Origin of the sequence: Enterobacter sp. CGMCC 5087 (assembly GCF_003144775.1) — a bacterium.
In the GTDB taxonomy this organism is placed as follows: Bacteria; Pseudomonadota; Gammaproteobacteria; order Enterobacterales; family Enterobacteriaceae; genus Enterobacter; species Enterobacter cloacae_M.
This window is the reverse complement of the sequence record NZ_QFXN01000037.1, coordinates 1-13,955: the sequence shown is the minus strand read 5'-3', so window position 1 is coordinate 13,955 and position 13,955 is coordinate 1. Positions and strand designations below refer to the sequence as shown.

The following is a 13,955-nucleotide window of genomic DNA, read 5'->3' as shown; positions in this document are numbered from 1 at the left end:
CGAACACCGCGCTGGCGGGTCATGACATCGACGCGAACTATTTCCAGCACATTCCTTACCTGAACAGCGTGCTGAAGGATCATGCGGGCGATAAAGACTACGATTTCGTCAGTGCGGGCGCGATCCACATTGAGCCAATCGGCATCTACTCCAAAAAATACAAGTCGCTGAAAGACTTGCCTGAAGGTGGCAAGATCATCATGCGTGATGCGGTTTCTGAAGAGGGGCGTATTCTCTCCATCTTCGAGAAAGAGGGCGTGATCAAGCTGAAGCCGGGCATCGATAAAGTGACCGCGCGCATCAGCGACATCGTTGAGAACCCTAAAAAGCTGAAGTTCACGCCGAACGTGGAAGCCTCTCTGCTGCCGCAGATGTACAACAACAACGAAGGCGATGCGGTAGTGATCAACGCCAACTACGCGATTGACGCGGGTCTGGATCCGGTTCACGACCCGATTGCGGTAGAGAGCGGTGAAAACAACCCGTACGCCAACATCATTACCGTGCATCGCGGTGACGAGAAGAAGAAAGACATCGTTGCGCTGGTGAACGTGCTGCACTCGAAAGAGATTCAGGATTGGATCCGCACCAAGTACAAAGGCGCGGTCATCCCAGTAAACAACTAATTTACTGATTTTACAGATGAAGCCCGGCGAGTCTCTCGCCGGGCTTCTTTTTTGTATCCGGCTGGAGAATCATTTAAGCTCAACGTTTAACAGGCAATGGAGTGATGACGATGGGTAACGTGACCAAAGATGAAGCGCTGTATCAGGAGATGTGCCGGGTGGTCGGGAAGGTCGTGCTTGAGATGCGTGATTTAGGGCAGGAGCCAAAGCATATTGTCATTGCCGGAGTCCTGCGTACCGCGCTGGCGAACCAGCGCGTTAAACGCAGTGAATTGACAACCGAAGCGATGGAAACGGTGGTTAAAGCGCTGGCCGGGTAAGGCGCCAGCGTTTCGCAAGCTGCTCGAGCGAGCAGCAGAGCAGGTAGTAGACCACGCCCGTAAAGATAAAAATGGCCGCCGGGTAGATTTGCACCCGGTTGTTGACCTGTCCCGCCACCGTGGTCAGCTCCGGTACGTTCACGATAAACGCCAGCGACGTATCCTTCAGCAGGCTGATAAAAATCCCCACCAGCGACGGCAGAATATTCCTCAGCGCCTGCGGCAGCAGCACGCGCCACAGGGTTTGTTGGGTGCTGAAGCCCTGAGACAGCGCGGCCTCGTACTGCCCGGACGGCAGCGCGCTCAGCCCGGCTAGCACCGAGTGCATTACTGTTGCTGCGGTAAACCAGGCCAGCGCCAGCGTGACGGTCAGCGCCCCCGGCAGATCCCCCCCGGTCATAAGCGGCAGGAGATACCACATCCAGAAAATTACGAAGATGAGCGGGATACCGCGAATCAGCTCTGCCCATAAAAAGAGGACCTTTCGCACGAGCCCGGTAAAGCGCCAGGCCAGACACGCGAGCAGTATCCCTCCGGGCAGAGCGATAACCGCAGCGCCTGCTGCCATCATTAACGAAAGCAGTACGCCTCCCGGTTCACCCGTTGCCGCGCGTCCCCACAGCAGATAATCGAGGTTATCGGTGATGACATTAAGTCCGGCAATCATGTTTTTCACTCCCTGCGATGACGACGTTCGGGCGTTTACGTTTCGCCTGTGGCCCAAGGCGTACCAGCACCATCCCCATGACCAGGCCGGTCAGCAGATAGAGCACGGTACCGAGGGTAAACGCCTCCAGCGCGTGCGCGTTATAGCTTTCGATCTGCCTGACCTGATAGGTGAGCTCGGCGAAGCCAATCCCGCTGGCGAGCGAGGAGAGCTTCATCAGATTGAGATACTGGCCCACAACGGGCTGCCAGGCGTTAGCCAGGCCCTGCGGCAGAAGGATGAAGCGAAACAAGCGCCACGTGGAGAATCCCTGGGCGAGCGCCGCCTCCCGCTGCCCGGCGGGCACGGAACGCAATCCTGCTTCCACCTCTTCGATTAAAAACGCCGAGGTAAAAACGCCCAGCCCCCAGGCAGAGCATAAAAATTCGGGCGTAAACCACCAGACGTCGCCGGGCAGAATCGACCAGCTGTGATCGGCGTTGACCGCGTCACGAAACGCCTGCGGCAGCCCGTTCCAGGCGGCAAAATACCAGAACAGTAGCTGCACCAGCAGCGGGGTATTGCGAAAGAGTGATACCCAGCCGCTGACGATCGCTTTCCCGACGCGTCCCCCGGAAAGGCGCAGGAGCATAAAAAGCAGTGCGAGCAGGCTGGCCAGCAGCATCCCGGCAAGCGTTACCCACAGGGTGGTGAGAAATCCGGAGAATATCCACTGCAGAGGCTGTCCGGTCAGTACCCCCTGCCAGTCGAGCGCGGGCATTACAGATGCTCCTGATGCAGCGGGTTGAGCACCTTTTGCAGGAAGCGCTGCGCGCGCGGATGCGCTGGCTGGCTGAAAAACTGTGCCGGCGGCGCGGTTTCCAGGATCTGCCCGCCGTCGATAAAGACAATCCGGTCGGCGATTTCCCGGGCAAACTGCATCTCATGGGTCACCACGATCATCGTGATCCCGCTGTGGGCGAGGGCTTTCATCACGAACAGCACTTCACCAATCATCTCCGGATCCAGCGCGGAGGTGGGTTCATCGAACAGAATGATTTGCGGTGAAGAGGCCAGGGCGCGGGCAATCGCGACGCGCTGCTGCTGGCCACCGGAAAGTTCTGCCGGGAAATGGTGGGCTTTTTCCAGCATCCCGACCTTCTCCAGCAGGGCCAGCGCGCGCTCCCGTGCGGGCTGCGGCTTCCAGCCGTGAACGTGCTCCAGCGCCAGGGTAATGTTCTGGCTGGCAGTGAGGTGGGCGTAAAGATTGAACTGCTGGAACACAAACCCCACGCGGCTTCGCAGCTGGCGCAGCCCGGTACCGGAGAGCTTTGCGGTAGGCTTGTTGTCGACCAGAATCTCTCCGCCGCTCAGGGTTTCAAGCTGGTTGATGAGACGAATCAGGGTGGATTTACCGGAACCCGACGGGCCGAGGATGGCGACCACTTCACCGGGCGTGATGGTGAGGTTAATGTCGTTTAAAACCTGATGATCACCGTAGCGTTTGTCCACGTGACGAAACTCGACGCTGGCCTGTTCCAGATGTGAAAAATCCGCGGCACCGGCCGCGGAGTGTGAAAATAAACCTGAGAGCATAATTATCTGGCTTCTATTTTAAAGGCGCGAGGCTGTGGGGAAGGCGTGTTTGGGCCAAACCAGACATCGTAGATTTTTGCTGCCTGACCGGTCTTCTCGAGGTTAACCAGCTCGTCGTTAACGGCCTTCAGCAGCGCCGTTTCGCCTTTTTTCACCCCAACGCCAATCTCTTCTTTGCTGAGCAGGTCGGGCAGGATTTTAAAGTTCGCTTTGTCCGGCGCCTGCGCCAGCAGACCGGCCAGAATGGTGCTGTCCTGAGTGATGGCCTGTACGTTGCCGTTGCGCAGTGCGGTCAGCGCCAGGGGAATGTCGTCATAAGAGAGGACGCGGGACTGCGGGAAACGCTGGTGCAGCGCCTGCTCGCCTGTTGTGCCTTTGACTGCGCCAATGCGCGCCCGGCTATAGTCATCGAGCTTGTCCGGTGATTTCGCCGGCACGAGGAACTGCTGGCCAGTGACGAAGTAAGGCGTCGAGAAATCAATGACCTGTGCGCGTTCCGGGGTGATAGTAATATCCGCCACGATCAGGTCGGCTTTGCCGGACTGCAGCAGCGGAATGCGGTTGGCCGGATTGGTGGCAACCAGTTCAAGCTTCACGCCGAGCGATTTTGCCAGCGCTTTGGCAAAGTCCACGTCATAACCCACGATCTCATGCGTTTTTGCATCAATCGAGCCAAACGGCGGGTTGGCGTCAAACGTGGCCACTTTCACCACCCCTGCGGCCTTAATATCCGCCAGCCGATCGGCCTGCGCCTGCGCTGAAAGCAGGCCCCAGGCTGCCACTACGCCCAGAGCCAGCGTCCGTTTTTTAAACCCTTTCATTTTTGCTGCCATAGTCATTCGCCATCCCGTTGTTTTTGTTTTACCCCGTTACGCTCCCATAAGGGAAAGCTATCGCCAAATAAGAAATCGTTCTTTGCTATGAGCAAAAAAGCATTAGTGAACAAGGTGTTAATGAAGAGTGAAAAGGACGAGGGTGCTATTTGCAGATCCTGCACATCGACAGTGGATTTTGGTATTTCCCCTGCACGGGATTGGGGTGCTTAACTGAAGGCAGATACGGCGAGAGAGGGTAAGACGATGAAAAAATGGATCAGCACGTTACGGCGGTTTTTTGCGGCCCGGCCAGCGAATGCGGAGAACAGCGCGCAACGTGTTCTTGAGTCGATCCTGCCTGTCGCCAGCCTGTATGGCGTCGACGTTGCCAACATTGACCCGGAGTGGTTCCATGATAAAACGCCACGCTGAACTGCGCCGCACGCGCGAAACCTACTGGAACGAAGTGTGCGTGACGTTTAACGAGTGAAATAAAAAAGCACCGGTTTCCCGGTGCTTTTTTATTAGATCTTGCAGGCGTCGCCGCAGTCGTCGTCGGCGACAATCGCCTGCGCTTTTTTATCCGCGTCGTCCAGACGTTCGGCATTACGCTCTTCTGCTTCATCCAGACCGTTAAACACTAAGTTATCGAGATCAATTTCCATGTTGCACCTGCTCTGTTCAGTTTTCGATACTGGCACAGTATAGGGCAAAAAAAGCCAGCAATGTACCTCGCAGCACATAAGGATAATCCCTGCCATACTCAGTGCTTTATCGCTGAGGAGAGCACATGATTACACTCTGTAAAACCTGCGGAACCGCCTACGATGCCCGCCCGGACAGATGCCCGATTTGCGAGGATGAGCGCCAGTACGTGCCCGCCACGGGCCAGGCATGGACCGATCTCGACACCGTCACCGCCACCCATAGCAATAAATGGCAGCAGCTGGAGCCGCGGCTGTTTGGGATCAAAACGGTGCCCGCGTTTGCGATAAACCAGCGGGCGCTGTTCCTGCAAACGCCCCACGGCAATATCCTCTGGGACTGCATCGCCAACCTCGACCCCGCAACCAAAGCGCTCGTTACCGCCCTCGGCGGCATCAGCGCGATTGCGATTTCACATCCGCACTATTACACCACCATGCAGGAGTGGGCTGCGGCGTTTGATGCGCCGGTGTATCTGCACGCCAGCGACAGAGAGTGGGTCATGCGCGACAGCCCGGCCATTCATTTCTGGGAGGGGGATGCGCTGGATATTTTCCCGTCGGTTACCCTGCTGCGTCTGGGTGGGCATTTTGCCGGGGGAACGGTGCTGCACTGGCAGGAGGGGGACGGGGTATTGCTGGTTGGCGATATTCTGCAGGTCACGCCGGGTAAAGACGCCGTCTCGTTTATGTGGAGCTACCCGAACTATCTTCCGCTGCCGGCCCGAACGGTGGCGTCGGTGGTGAGTCATCTCGAAGGCAAAACCTTTGAACGTCTTTACGGCGCGTTCGAAGGGCAGAACATCCTGGCCAGTGCGGACGAGATCGTGCAGCGGTCGGGCCAGAAATATATTGCTTGTCTGAAGTAAACCACGATGGGTAAACTTTACGAGTGTGATCTCGATCATGCCTAAACTAAAACAGATAAAAGAGACATTGCTATGCAACATATCATTGAAGGTTTTCTCAGCTTTCAAAAAGAGATTTTCCCGCAACGTAAAGAACTCTTCCGCAGTTTAGCGTCCAGCCAGAATCCCAAAGCGCTGTTCATCTCATGCTCCGACAGCCGTCTGGTCCCGGAACTGGTCACCCAGCAAGAGCCAGGACAACTCTTTGTCATTCGTAATGCTGGCAACATCGTGCCGCCTTTCGGGCCGGAGCCTGGCGGCGTGTCCGCCACTATCGAATACGCCGTGGTGGCGCTGGGCGTCACGGATATCGTGATTTGTGGTCACTCCAACTGTGGCGCAATGAAGGCGATCGCCGATAACGCGAACCTGGAGCCGATGCCTGCGGTGTCACACTGGCTGCGCTATTCCGACGCGGCGAAAGCCGTGGTTGAGAAGAAAACCTGGGATAAGCCGATCGATAAGGTCAATGCGATGGTGCAGGAAAACGTGTTTGCGCAGCTGAGCAACATCAAGACCCATCCGTCCGTTGCGGTGGGCCTGCGTAATAACTCCATCCGACTGCACGGCTGGGTGTACGATATTGAAAGCGGCGAAATCCTCGCGCTGGATAAAGCGACGAAAAGTTTCGTTTCGCTGTCGGAAAACCCGGAAGTCTTCTTCGAGTAATTACCGACAGCAGGGCATGGAAGCCCTGTCAGATCTCAATATACGGTAACCTTCTCCGCGATCCCGACGCGGGTTTTTCAGCCGCCTTCGCCATCGCTTCTGCAATCTCTGCACATTCCGCCAGCCCCTGAACGAAGGGACGGTCGTGCATCAGCCACGGTATCGCGCCGAAGGCGATGCGTCCGCGCACGGTGTCAGGCGCTTTTAAGGTGTAATCCTCGCCGATATCGGGTATCTCATCGCCGGTTGCTTCCAGCTGTTTTCGCAGCGTCGGGAAAGGCAGATCTTTCGTTTTGAGCGGCTTTTGTCCGCGTGCGTCAATAAATACGTTGTAACGATAGACGGTCTCTTTTGTGGTTATCACCGTTCGATCGCTGCCAACGTCGAGCGTGTAGTCGTCACCGAGCGCGGCCACGCTGATGATGCCGGCTTCGCGAAGTGCGAGCAGCCTGCGGATAGACTGCGGAGGAATGGCGGCATAATTGTCGATAAATACCCGAGCCAGCCCCTGACTGAAGCGTTCACCGTCTTGCTCATCGAGATGGGGGACGATCTCCTGAACCACTTCATGCAGCCGAAGCACGGTATAGCGCCAGGCCACGGTACGGCGTTCCCGTTTGTTGCGTTCAACCTCGTTGAGATTTTCTTCCGCCCAGGTAAAGGGGCCGTGCCGTTTACGATCCTCAAACCAGGCCTCACGAATGCTGTCCGCATTCTGCTTATGCAGCGATATTTTCTCGCACCACGTCGGGTCAGCGAGCTGAAGCTCTTTGACCATCAGGGTAAATATACGGTCGAGCAGGCCATCCGATCCTTTGGCAATCTCGCTTTCAGCCACGCCTTCGGTCAATACCGACAGCGGTTCGTAAGGAATAGGGCAGTAAAAATCGGCTTCCGGCAGAATGCCCGTCCGGGACATCAGGACAATCTTCAACGCGTCGCTGCCTTTATCCAGCACGAATTTATCATCACGAAATTCACCGTGCTGCATCACCACCGCCATGGCCGCGTCGAGACCGCTTAACGATGTCCCCATGATACCGACGCGGCAGGGAGGGATACTGGCGTCCATCAGACCGGACCAGGGGCTTGGGAAGAACGTGCGCGTGGATTCGTCCTCGTCTGGCCAGACGTGGCCGGTGGCGATAACCGCAAGGTCGAATTGTTCAGGCAAGACGCTGCCGTTGACGGAAAGCGTAACGCCGGTTGTCGCGGGAATGATGTCTGTGACCTTCGCAGATTCATGGACATCAACGTTGAATCCCAGCCTTTTTGCCTCTTTTACGATGGAAAGAAAGCTGTCGCGGAAATATTGACCCAGCAGAAGCCGGGGCAGGAACTGCCGGTCATGCAGGCGGGTTTTATCAACCTTAAAGCGCGCAAGATGGGCGTCACTCTGTTCCTTGAGCCAGTCGAGATAGGTGATAAAAATGGGCGGGATTTCAATGCTCGCAATGTTCGCCAGCATCAGCCGGGAATTATCGTCGTCGTTATAGGGCATACCCACGCCAGCGTCTTCGGATTGTTCGAAAACGGAAACGGAGAGCGGCGTGCTGTTCTTGAGGAGGTGATAAAAGGTGTAAATCCCTGTGGGGCCGGAGCCGATAATCGCGATCTTCTTCATCAACACGTTTCCTGTGTTTTTTCCATAAGAAAAGCGTAGCAGGAGAATAATGATGAAAATAAGGGATTAGGAAAATTCAGGATATCAGAAGAGGATTTGCACCATTTCAGGACTGAAATGGTGCGTCCGAGTGGACTCGAACCACCGACCCCCACCATGTCAAGGTGGTGCTCTAACCAACTGAGCTACGGACGCAGAATGGTGCGTTCAATTGGACTCGAACCAACGACCCCCACCATGTCAAGGTGGTGCTCTAACCAACTGAGCTATGAACGCAACGTGTTGTCGCTGACAACGGGGACGAATATTAGCGGCACAGCACCGAGGTGGCAAGAGGGAAAATGCATTTTTCTCTCTGATTTCACGCGATTGCTTCATTACCGCGCAAAGTGAAGAGAAAGTAGCCGCCGGGCGGCGGCTACCGCGTCGTTAACGTGCCGCGCGCTGCAAAATGACCGTTGATGGCTGGCGCTGCAGGAAGCGCATTCGCATCATCATCATAATCGCCGCCGACGTCAGGCCGATGATAAAGCCCATCCAGAACCCTGCCGGCCCCATGCGCTCAACCACTAAGTCCGTCAGGGCCAGAATATAGCCACACGGCAGACCCAACACCCAGTAGGCGATGAAGGTGATAAAGAAGATGGAGCGCGTGTCTTTATATCCACGCAGCACGCCGCTGCCAATCACCTGGATGGAGTCAGAGATCTGGTAAATCGCGGCCAGCAGCATCAGGTGCGATGCCAGCGTGACCACTTCCGGGTTGTCGTTATAGAGCAGGGCAATCTGCTCGCGTAATGCAACGGTAAAGAGCGCCGTACAGACAGCCATGCAGACGCCGACGCCCAGCCCGGTCCGGGCGGCCGTTTGCGCATCCAGCGTTGAGCCCTGGCCCAGGCGGAAGCCGACGCGGATCGTCACCGCCGCCGCCAGCGACATCGGCAGGACGAACATCAGGGAGCTGAAGTTCAGCGCAATCTGGTGCCCGGCCACGTTCACAATGCCCAGCGGGGAGACCAGCAGGGCGACCACGGCAAACAGGGTCACCTCAAAGAACAGGGCGAGGGCGATCGGTAACCCTAACTGCACCAGACGCGTCATGATGTTCCAGTCCGGCGTGCTAAATCTTTTCTCGTTGCGAATATCGCGCATGGAACGGGCGCGTTTTACAAAGGCGATCATGGAGAAGAACATCACCCAGTAAACGGCAGCCGTCGCCACGCCGCAGCCGACGCCGCCGAGCTCCGGCATCCCGAAATGACCGTAAATAAAGACATAGTTCACCGGAATGTTGACCAGCAGGCCGATAAAGCCCATCACCATCCCGGGCTTGGTTTTCGCCAGGCCCTCACACTGGTTACGCGCCACCTGGAAAAAGAGGTAGCCGGGCGCACCCCAGAGCAGGGCGCGCAGATAGCCCACGGCTTTATCAGCCAGTGCCGGGTCAATGTTATGCATAGCGCGAATGATGTGGCCCGCGTTCCAGAGCACGACCATGATCAGCAGGGAAACAAACCCTGCCAGCCAGAAACCCTGACGAACCTGATGGGCAATGCGCTCGCGACGACCCGAGCCATTGAGCTGAGCGATAACCGGCGTGAGCGCGAGCAGCAGACCGTGGCCGAACAGGATGGCCGGAAGCCAGATTGACGTGCCGATAGCCACGGCCGCCATATCGGTGGCGCTGTAGCCACCTGCCATTACCGTATCCACAAATCCCATTGCGGTCTGGGCCACTTGCGCGACGATCACTGGTATAGCCAGTGCCAATAGCTGGCGCGCTTCATTCATGTACTTCTGCACGTGAACACCTTTATTTTGTAGTTATTTGAGAGACTAAAAAAGCCGCCGAAACGGGCAGCAAGAAGAAAATGCAGGGGGGTGCCAGCTATTGTAGCGGGCTTTAGCTATTTATCTAGTGAAAAAATCGCCAGAAAATGCGCTCCGCTGGCAACCTCTTTTTCCAACTGTTATTGTGGTGGGATTAAACGGTGTCACCACCGTCCGGAAAAAACAGGAGTTGTAAGCATGTTTACTGGTATTGTGCAGGGCACCGCCAAAGTGGTGTCCATTGATGAAAAACCTAATTTCCGTACTCATGTTGTTGAGCTGCCGGAATATATGCTTGAGGGTATTGAAACCGGCGCGTCGATTGCTCACAACGGCTGCTGCCTGACCGTTACCGAAATTAACGGCAACCAGATTAGCTTTGATTTAATGAAAGAGACGCTGCGCATCACCAACCTGGGCGAGCTGGCGGTAGGAGATACTGTCAACGTTGAGCGGGCGGCGAAGTTTAGCGATGAGATTGGCGGCCACCTGATGTCCGGGCACATCATGACCACCGCTGAAGTGGCAAAAATCGTGACCTCGGAAAATAACCGTCAAATCTGGTTTAAAATGCAGGATCCTTCATTAATGAAATACATCCTCTATAAAGGATTTATTGGCATCGATGGGATTAGCCTGACGGTGGGTGAAGTAACGCCAACGCGTTTTTGCGTGCATTTAATTCCTGAAACGCTGCAGCGCACCACGCTGGGCGCCAAAAAACTGGGGCACCGCGTGAATATTGAAATTGATCCGCAAACCCAGGCGGTGGTGGATACGGTTGAACGCGTGCTGGCAGCAAAAGAAGCGGCAATAATAAAGACCGCCGAAGAAGAAGAATAAAAAATAACCCCGGGTATCCGGGGTTATTTTTTAGCGTGCGACACGTAGTCCGTGTTCAATCCCACGGCTGAATACCACCTGCCAGAGCTGAATATCCCGTGCGCGAAACGCCCCCGCGCACGCATTCAGATAATAGCTAAACATCCGCCTGAATCGTTCAGAATAGTTGTCCGCAATCTCAGGCCAGGTCTCCTGAAAACGCGCATGCCAGGCCATCAACGTGGTGTCGTAATCCGCGCCAAAGTTATGCCAGTCTTCCATCACGAAATGGGGTTCACTGGCGTTGGCAATCTGGCGGACGGACGGTAAACAGCCATTCGGAAAGATGTATTTGTTGATCCACGGGTCGACGTTATTGTCGGTTCGCTTAGAGCCGATGGTGTGCAGCAGGAAGATGCCGTCCGGTTTCAGATTCCGATCCACCACCTCAAAATAGGTAGCGTAGTTTTTCGGCCCCACGTGCTCGAACATGCCGACGGAGACGATCCGGTCAAACTGCTCGTTCAGGTCACGGTAATCCTGCAGCCGGATATCCACGTCAAGACCCTCACAGCGCTCCCGCGCCATTTTTTGCTGTTCCGCTGAGATCGTCACGCCGACCACGCTGACGCCATAGTGCTTCGCCATAAAATACGCCAGCCCACCCCAGCCGCAGCCGATATCCAGTACGCGCATACCCGGCTGGAGCTGAAGCTTCTCGCTAATCAGACGCAGCTTAGCCTGCTGGGCCTCTTCAAGCGTCGACGCGTCTTTCCAGTAGGCGCAGGAGTATTGCATGAAAGGGTCCAGCATACGGCTGAACAGGTCGTTGCCCAGATCGTAGTGTTCTTTGCCGACGATCCACGCGCGTTTTTTACTTTGCAGATTAAACAGTCGGGCAGAGGCGACACGCAAAGTGTCTTTCAGATTCCGAGGGAGTTGATTTTCAAGACCGGCACGCAGCACGCTGGCGAAAAAGGTATCCAGACGTTCGCACTCCCACCAGCCGTCCATATAGCTTTCTCCCAGGCCTAACGATCCCTCTCGCAGCACGCGTTTAAAAAAGTCGGGATGTTTAACCTGAGGATCGGATGGCGATGATCCATTGATAGTGATGCCTGCTCGACCTAACAGTTCACTGACGATCCGGGACCAGTTGTCGTCCGGAACGCTGACTTCTTCTATACACGATGAACTCATAGCTTCTCCATCACCCTACTGTGATCAGAACCTTAAAACAGCGTAGACGCTTTTTTTGGTTTGTGAGAAATCTCACGGTAAATACCGCGAGGCTAATATCCGACGTAGAACAGAGGAAGGGAGATAACCCTTGCCGAAATGCCTTCCATGGTAAAACGGGAGCACTCCGGCTCCCGTTAACACTTAATATTTATCGTATTTAATCGAACCAAATTTAGTATAGGCCTCAAAATTTGGTGATTCAACAGAAAATTCTTAGCAACCTAATCACTGAAAATTAACATGATTTCCGGCGCGATTATGCATGCGACGTTTCAACCTGTGCGCGGTTAGCCTGCTCACGCTGCGCGGCTGCCTGCATGCGATAGCCCAACACCGCCAGCGCAACGGTCACCAGCATCACGCTGGTGGTGGTCAGGAGCGGCGTGGCAATCAGCGCCGAGACCACCAGGCTTGACAGGAAGCACAGCCCCAGCTGCAGGGTGTTCTGCAGCGCGGCGGCGCGGCCGGTCGCCTGCGGGAAGGGACGCAGCGCCTGGGCTACAACGATAGGGTAAATCGCCCCGTTCGCAACGGCCATCACGCAGAATGGGATCAAAATTTCAGCCAGACCGGCACCGGGAATAAAGCCAACGGCCCAGGTCCCGATGACGCTCAGCGCATACAGCACCAGCAGCCACGGCAGCATCTGCTGACCTTCCCACTTTTGCAGCGCCGCGCGACAGCCGTACCCGCCCACCAGGAAAGCGATGGTCTGCGGAACATAGCTCAGGCCGATGGCGGCCGGGCTGTAGCCCATATCGTGCAGAATGAACGGCGAGCCGGTGAGCCACGCGAAGAAGCTTGCCGAGCAGGCGGCATAGATCAGGACATTACCGCGATACGCTTTGGTGCTGAGCAGAGACGTGAAGGTAATCGGCTTCGCGTCAGTATGCGCTTCTTTTTTATGCGCGGGCTTGAGGGCGAACGCCGGCAGCATCAGGACCAGGGTAATGGCAAACAGCGTGGCGAAAATGGCCTGCCAGTCGAAATGCGCGAGGATCCAGCTGCCCAGCAGGGGAGCGAGGGCAGGTGAGAGACCCACCAGCGGCATAATGGTGGCGAAAATACGGTTTGTGCGGTTAGCCGGGTAATAGTCGGTGACCAGCGCCTGCCATGTCACGGCCGCGGCACAGACGCCCACGGCCTGAATAAAACGCAGCACCAGCAGCCAGGTGGCATCGCGTACCCATAACATTCCCAGGCAGCCCACCGCAAAAATGGCCAGGCCCAGCAACAGTACCGGTTTACGACCAAAGCGATCCGAAAGCGGTCCCCAGAGCAGCTGAGCGAAGGCAAAGCCGGCGAGGAATAAACTCAGGCTGGCGCTGATGGCGGCGGCAGGCGTTTGTAAATCTTCCTGCATGGCGGCAAACGCCGGCAGGTACATATCGGTGGCCAAAAAGCCCAGCACGCTTAAGCCGCCGAGCCAGACTAAAAAACCGTTCCTGGGTTGCATTATTTTATTCTCCTGAGGAGGCAGGTATACATTGGCGCTGAGTGTAGGGAGTGCAAAGGCGCTTGTGAAACGCTAATATTTGGCGGGTGCATTCAAAAATTTTGCAGGCAGAAAATGTGGTCAGATTATTCTCTTGAAGTGGTCGATGCTGTTGCGCGTAACGGCAGCTTCAGCGGTGCGGCGCAGGAGTTGCACCGCGTCCCTTCGGCAATCAGCTACACGGTGCGTCAGCTTGAGGAGTGGCTGGCGGTTCCGCTGTTTGAACGGCGGCATCGCGATGTGGAATTAACGCCCGCAGGCGCGTGGTTTTTGAAGGAAGGGCGTTCTGTTATCAAAAAAATGCAGATCACCCGCGAACAGTGTCAGCAGATCGCTAACGGCTGGCGGGGACATCTTTCCATCGCGGTGGACAACATCGTTAAGCCGGAACGCACCCGGCAGATGATCGTCGATTTCTACCGACATTTTTCTGACGTCGAGCTGCGGGTCTCGCAGGAGGTGTTTAACGGCGTCTGGGATGCGCTGGCGGATGGCAGGGCAGAGATGGCGATTGGGGCCACGCAGGCGATCCCGGTCGGGGGACGTTACGCCTTTCGCGATATGGGAATGCTGAGCTGGAAATGCGTGGTGGCAAGCGACCATCCGCTGGCGGCGATGGAAGGGCCGCTGAGCGATGACACGCTGCGCAACTGGCCGT

The 13,955-nt window shown here is 56.1% G+C and carries 16 protein-coding genes and 2 tRNA genes; 7 read left to right on the top strand and 11 right to left on the bottom strand.

Annotation, left to right across the window (positions count from 1 at the left end; all coding sequences use genetic code 11):
* Window positions 1–626, top strand: a 626-nt coding sequence (locus DEO48_RS03510; RefSeq protein ID WP_109844387.1) for a MetQ/NlpA family ABC transporter substrate-binding protein, incomplete at its 5' end; no start/stop codon positions are given.
* Between the two features lie 110 nt (window positions 627–736).
* On the top strand, window positions 737–946 hold the full coding sequence (gene fumD / locus DEO48_RS03505) for a fumarate hydratase FumD (protein ID WP_008500615.1): 210 nt from the start codon (window positions 737–739) through the stop codon (window positions 944–946).
* Here the strand turns inward: fumD and DEO48_RS03500 are convergent.
* From DEO48_RS03500 to DEO48_RS03485, 4 genes are read right to left on the bottom strand one after another with little or no spacing between them, the layout of a single operon-like run.
* Window positions 927–1,613, bottom strand: coding sequence for an amino acid ABC transporter permease (locus DEO48_RS03500; protein ID WP_109844386.1), 687 nt, complete (start codon window positions 1,611–1,613; stop codon window positions 927–929). The genes fumD and DEO48_RS03500 overlap by 20 nt on opposite strands.
* Window positions 1,597–2,373 carry an amino acid ABC transporter permease gene (locus DEO48_RS03495; protein WP_109844385.1) on the bottom strand — a complete coding sequence of 259 codons (777 nt, stop codon included), beginning with the start codon at window positions 2,371–2,373 and terminating at the stop codon, window positions 1,597–1,599. Before DEO48_RS03495 ends, DEO48_RS03500 begins: the two co-directional genes overlap by 17 nt.
* Window positions 2,373–3,188, bottom strand: a complete 816-nt coding sequence (locus tag DEO48_RS03490) for an amino acid ABC transporter ATP-binding protein (protein WP_109844384.1) — start codon at window positions 3,186–3,188, stop codon at window positions 2,373–2,375. The genes DEO48_RS03495 and DEO48_RS03490 overlap by 1 nt, the downstream gene beginning before the upstream one ends.
* Before the next feature lie 2 nt (window positions 3,189–3,190).
* Complete coding sequence (locus DEO48_RS03485; RefSeq protein WP_109844383.1) at window positions 3,191–4,021, bottom strand: ABC transporter substrate-binding protein; 831 nt, start codon at window positions 4,019–4,021, stop codon at window positions 3,191–3,193.
* A 246-nt stretch (window positions 4,022–4,267) separates the two neighbouring features.
* Between DEO48_RS03485 and DEO48_RS26700 the strand changes: the two genes are divergently transcribed.
* Window positions 4,268–4,435 (top strand): hypothetical protein, encoded by a 168-nt coding sequence (locus tag DEO48_RS26700; protein ID WP_032666818.1) that lies wholly within the window; start codon window positions 4,268–4,270, stop codon window positions 4,433–4,435.
* Window positions 4,436–4,527: 92 nt separating this feature from the next.
* Here the strand turns inward: DEO48_RS26700 and DEO48_RS03480 are convergent, their stop codons facing one another.
* Window positions 4,528–4,668: a hypothetical protein gene (locus DEO48_RS03480; protein WP_003857665.1), complete on the bottom strand. Its 141-nt coding sequence runs from the start codon at window positions 4,666–4,668 to the stop codon at window positions 4,528–4,530.
* A 125-nt stretch (window positions 4,669–4,793) separates the two neighbouring features.
* Here DEO48_RS03480 and DEO48_RS03475 point away from each other — a divergent pair, with 125 nt between their 5' ends.
* Together DEO48_RS03475 and DEO48_RS03470 are read left to right on the top strand one after the other, a co-directional pair.
* Window positions 4,794–5,576 carry an MBL fold metallo-hydrolase gene (locus DEO48_RS03475; RefSeq protein WP_109844382.1) on the top strand — a complete coding sequence of 261 codons (783 nt, stop codon included), beginning with the start codon at window positions 4,794–4,796 and terminating at the stop codon, window positions 5,574–5,576.
* A gap of 72 nt (window positions 5,577–5,648) precedes the next feature.
* Window positions 5,649–6,284, top strand: coding sequence for a carbonic anhydrase (locus DEO48_RS03470; protein ID WP_109844381.1), 636 nt, complete (start codon window positions 5,649–5,651; stop codon window positions 6,282–6,284).
* 28 nt (window positions 6,285–6,312) lie between these two features.
* Here DEO48_RS03470 and DEO48_RS03465 read toward each other — a convergent pair whose 3' ends face one another.
* The 4 genes from DEO48_RS03465 to mdtK all read right to left on the bottom strand — a co-directional run bounded on the left by DEO48_RS03465 (window position 6,313) and on the right by mdtK (window position 9,711).
* Window positions 6,313–7,908: an FAD-NAD(P)-binding protein gene (locus tag DEO48_RS03465; RefSeq protein WP_109844380.1), complete on the bottom strand. Its 1,596-nt coding sequence runs from the start codon at window positions 7,906–7,908 to the stop codon at window positions 6,313–6,315.
* A gap of 118 nt (window positions 7,909–8,026) precedes the next feature.
* Window positions 8,027–8,103 (bottom strand) — tRNA-Val (locus tag DEO48_RS03460).
* Window positions 8,104–8,107: 4 nt separating this feature from the next.
* Window positions 8,108–8,184: transfer RNA gene (locus DEO48_RS03455), tRNA-Val, on the bottom strand.
* A 153-nt stretch (window positions 8,185–8,337) separates the two neighbouring features.
* Window positions 8,338–9,711, bottom strand: coding sequence for an MdtK family multidrug efflux MATE transporter (gene mdtK / locus DEO48_RS03450; protein WP_023311346.1), 1,374 nt, complete (start codon window positions 9,709–9,711; stop codon window positions 8,338–8,340).
* A gap of 225 nt (window positions 9,712–9,936) precedes the next feature.
* Between mdtK and DEO48_RS03445 the strand changes: the two genes are divergently transcribed.
* Complete coding sequence (locus tag DEO48_RS03445; RefSeq protein WP_109844379.1) at window positions 9,937–10,581, top strand: riboflavin synthase subunit alpha; 645 nt, start codon at window positions 9,937–9,939, stop codon at window positions 10,579–10,581.
* A gap of 30 nt (window positions 10,582–10,611) precedes the next feature.
* On the opposite strand, the gene cfa is transcribed toward DEO48_RS03445, so the two are convergent.
* Together cfa and punC are read right to left on the bottom strand one after the other, a co-directional pair.
* Entirely contained in the window at window positions 10,612–11,760 is a 1,149-nt protein-coding gene (gene cfa, locus DEO48_RS03440; protein ID WP_045353815.1) for a cyclopropane fatty acyl phospholipid synthase, read from the bottom strand.
* 298 nt (window positions 11,761–12,058) lie between these two features.
* Entirely contained in the window at window positions 12,059–13,258 is a 1,200-nt protein-coding gene (punC, locus tag DEO48_RS03435; protein WP_109844378.1) for a purine nucleoside transporter PunC, read from the bottom strand.
* Window positions 13,259–13,372: 114 nt separating this feature from the next.
* Here punC and DEO48_RS03430 point away from each other — a divergent pair.
* The coding region (locus DEO48_RS03430) for a LysR family transcriptional regulator (protein WP_109844377.1) at window positions 13,373–13,955 on the top strand (583 nt) is incomplete at its 3' end.

Excerpts from the sequence above, each read along its gene's own strand:
- DEO48_RS03480 (WP_003857665.1), bottom strand. The coding sequence starts at position 4,668 with ATGGAAATTGATCTCGATAACTTAGTGTTTAACGGTCTGGATGAAGCA.
- fumD (WP_008500615.1), top strand. The coding sequence starts at position 737 with ATGGGTAACGTGACCAAAGATGAAGCGCTGTATCAGGAGATGTGCCGG.
- DEO48_RS03475 (WP_109844382.1), top strand. The coding sequence starts at position 4,794 with ATGATTACACTCTGTAAAACCTGCGGAACCGCCTACGATGCCCGCCCG.
- DEO48_RS03485 (WP_109844383.1), bottom strand. The coding sequence starts at position 4,021 with ATGGCAGCAAAAATGAAAGGGTTTAAAAAACGGACGCTGGCTCTGGGC.
- punC (WP_109844378.1), bottom strand. The coding sequence starts at position 13,258 with ATGCAACCCAGGAACGGTTTTTTAGTCTGGCTCGGCGGCTTAAGCGTG.
- DEO48_RS03495 (WP_109844385.1), bottom strand. The coding sequence starts at position 2,373 with ATGCCCGCGCTCGACTGGCAGGGGGTACTGACCGGACAGCCTCTGCAG.
- DEO48_RS03445 (WP_109844379.1), top strand. The coding sequence starts at position 9,937 with ATGTTTACTGGTATTGTGCAGGGCACCGCCAAAGTGGTGTCCATTGAT.
- DEO48_RS03500 (WP_109844386.1), bottom strand. The coding sequence starts at position 1,613 with ATGATTGCCGGACTTAATGTCATCACCGATAACCTCGATTATCTGCTG.
- DEO48_RS26700 (WP_032666818.1), top strand. The coding sequence starts at position 4,268 with ATGAAAAAATGGATCAGCACGTTACGGCGGTTTTTTGCGGCCCGGCCA.
- DEO48_RS03465 (WP_109844380.1), bottom strand. The coding sequence starts at position 7,908 with ATGAAGAAGATCGCGATTATCGGCTCCGGCCCCACAGGGATTTACACC.
- DEO48_RS03470 (WP_109844381.1), top strand. The coding sequence starts at position 5,649 with ATGCAACATATCATTGAAGGTTTTCTCAGCTTTCAAAAAGAGATTTTC.
- cfa (WP_045353815.1), bottom strand. The coding sequence starts at position 11,760 with ATGAGTTCATCGTGTATAGAAGAAGTCAGCGTTCCGGACGACAACTGG.
- DEO48_RS03490 (WP_109844384.1), bottom strand. The coding sequence starts at position 3,188 with ATGCTCTCAGGTTTATTTTCACACTCCGCGGCCGGTGCCGCGGATTTT.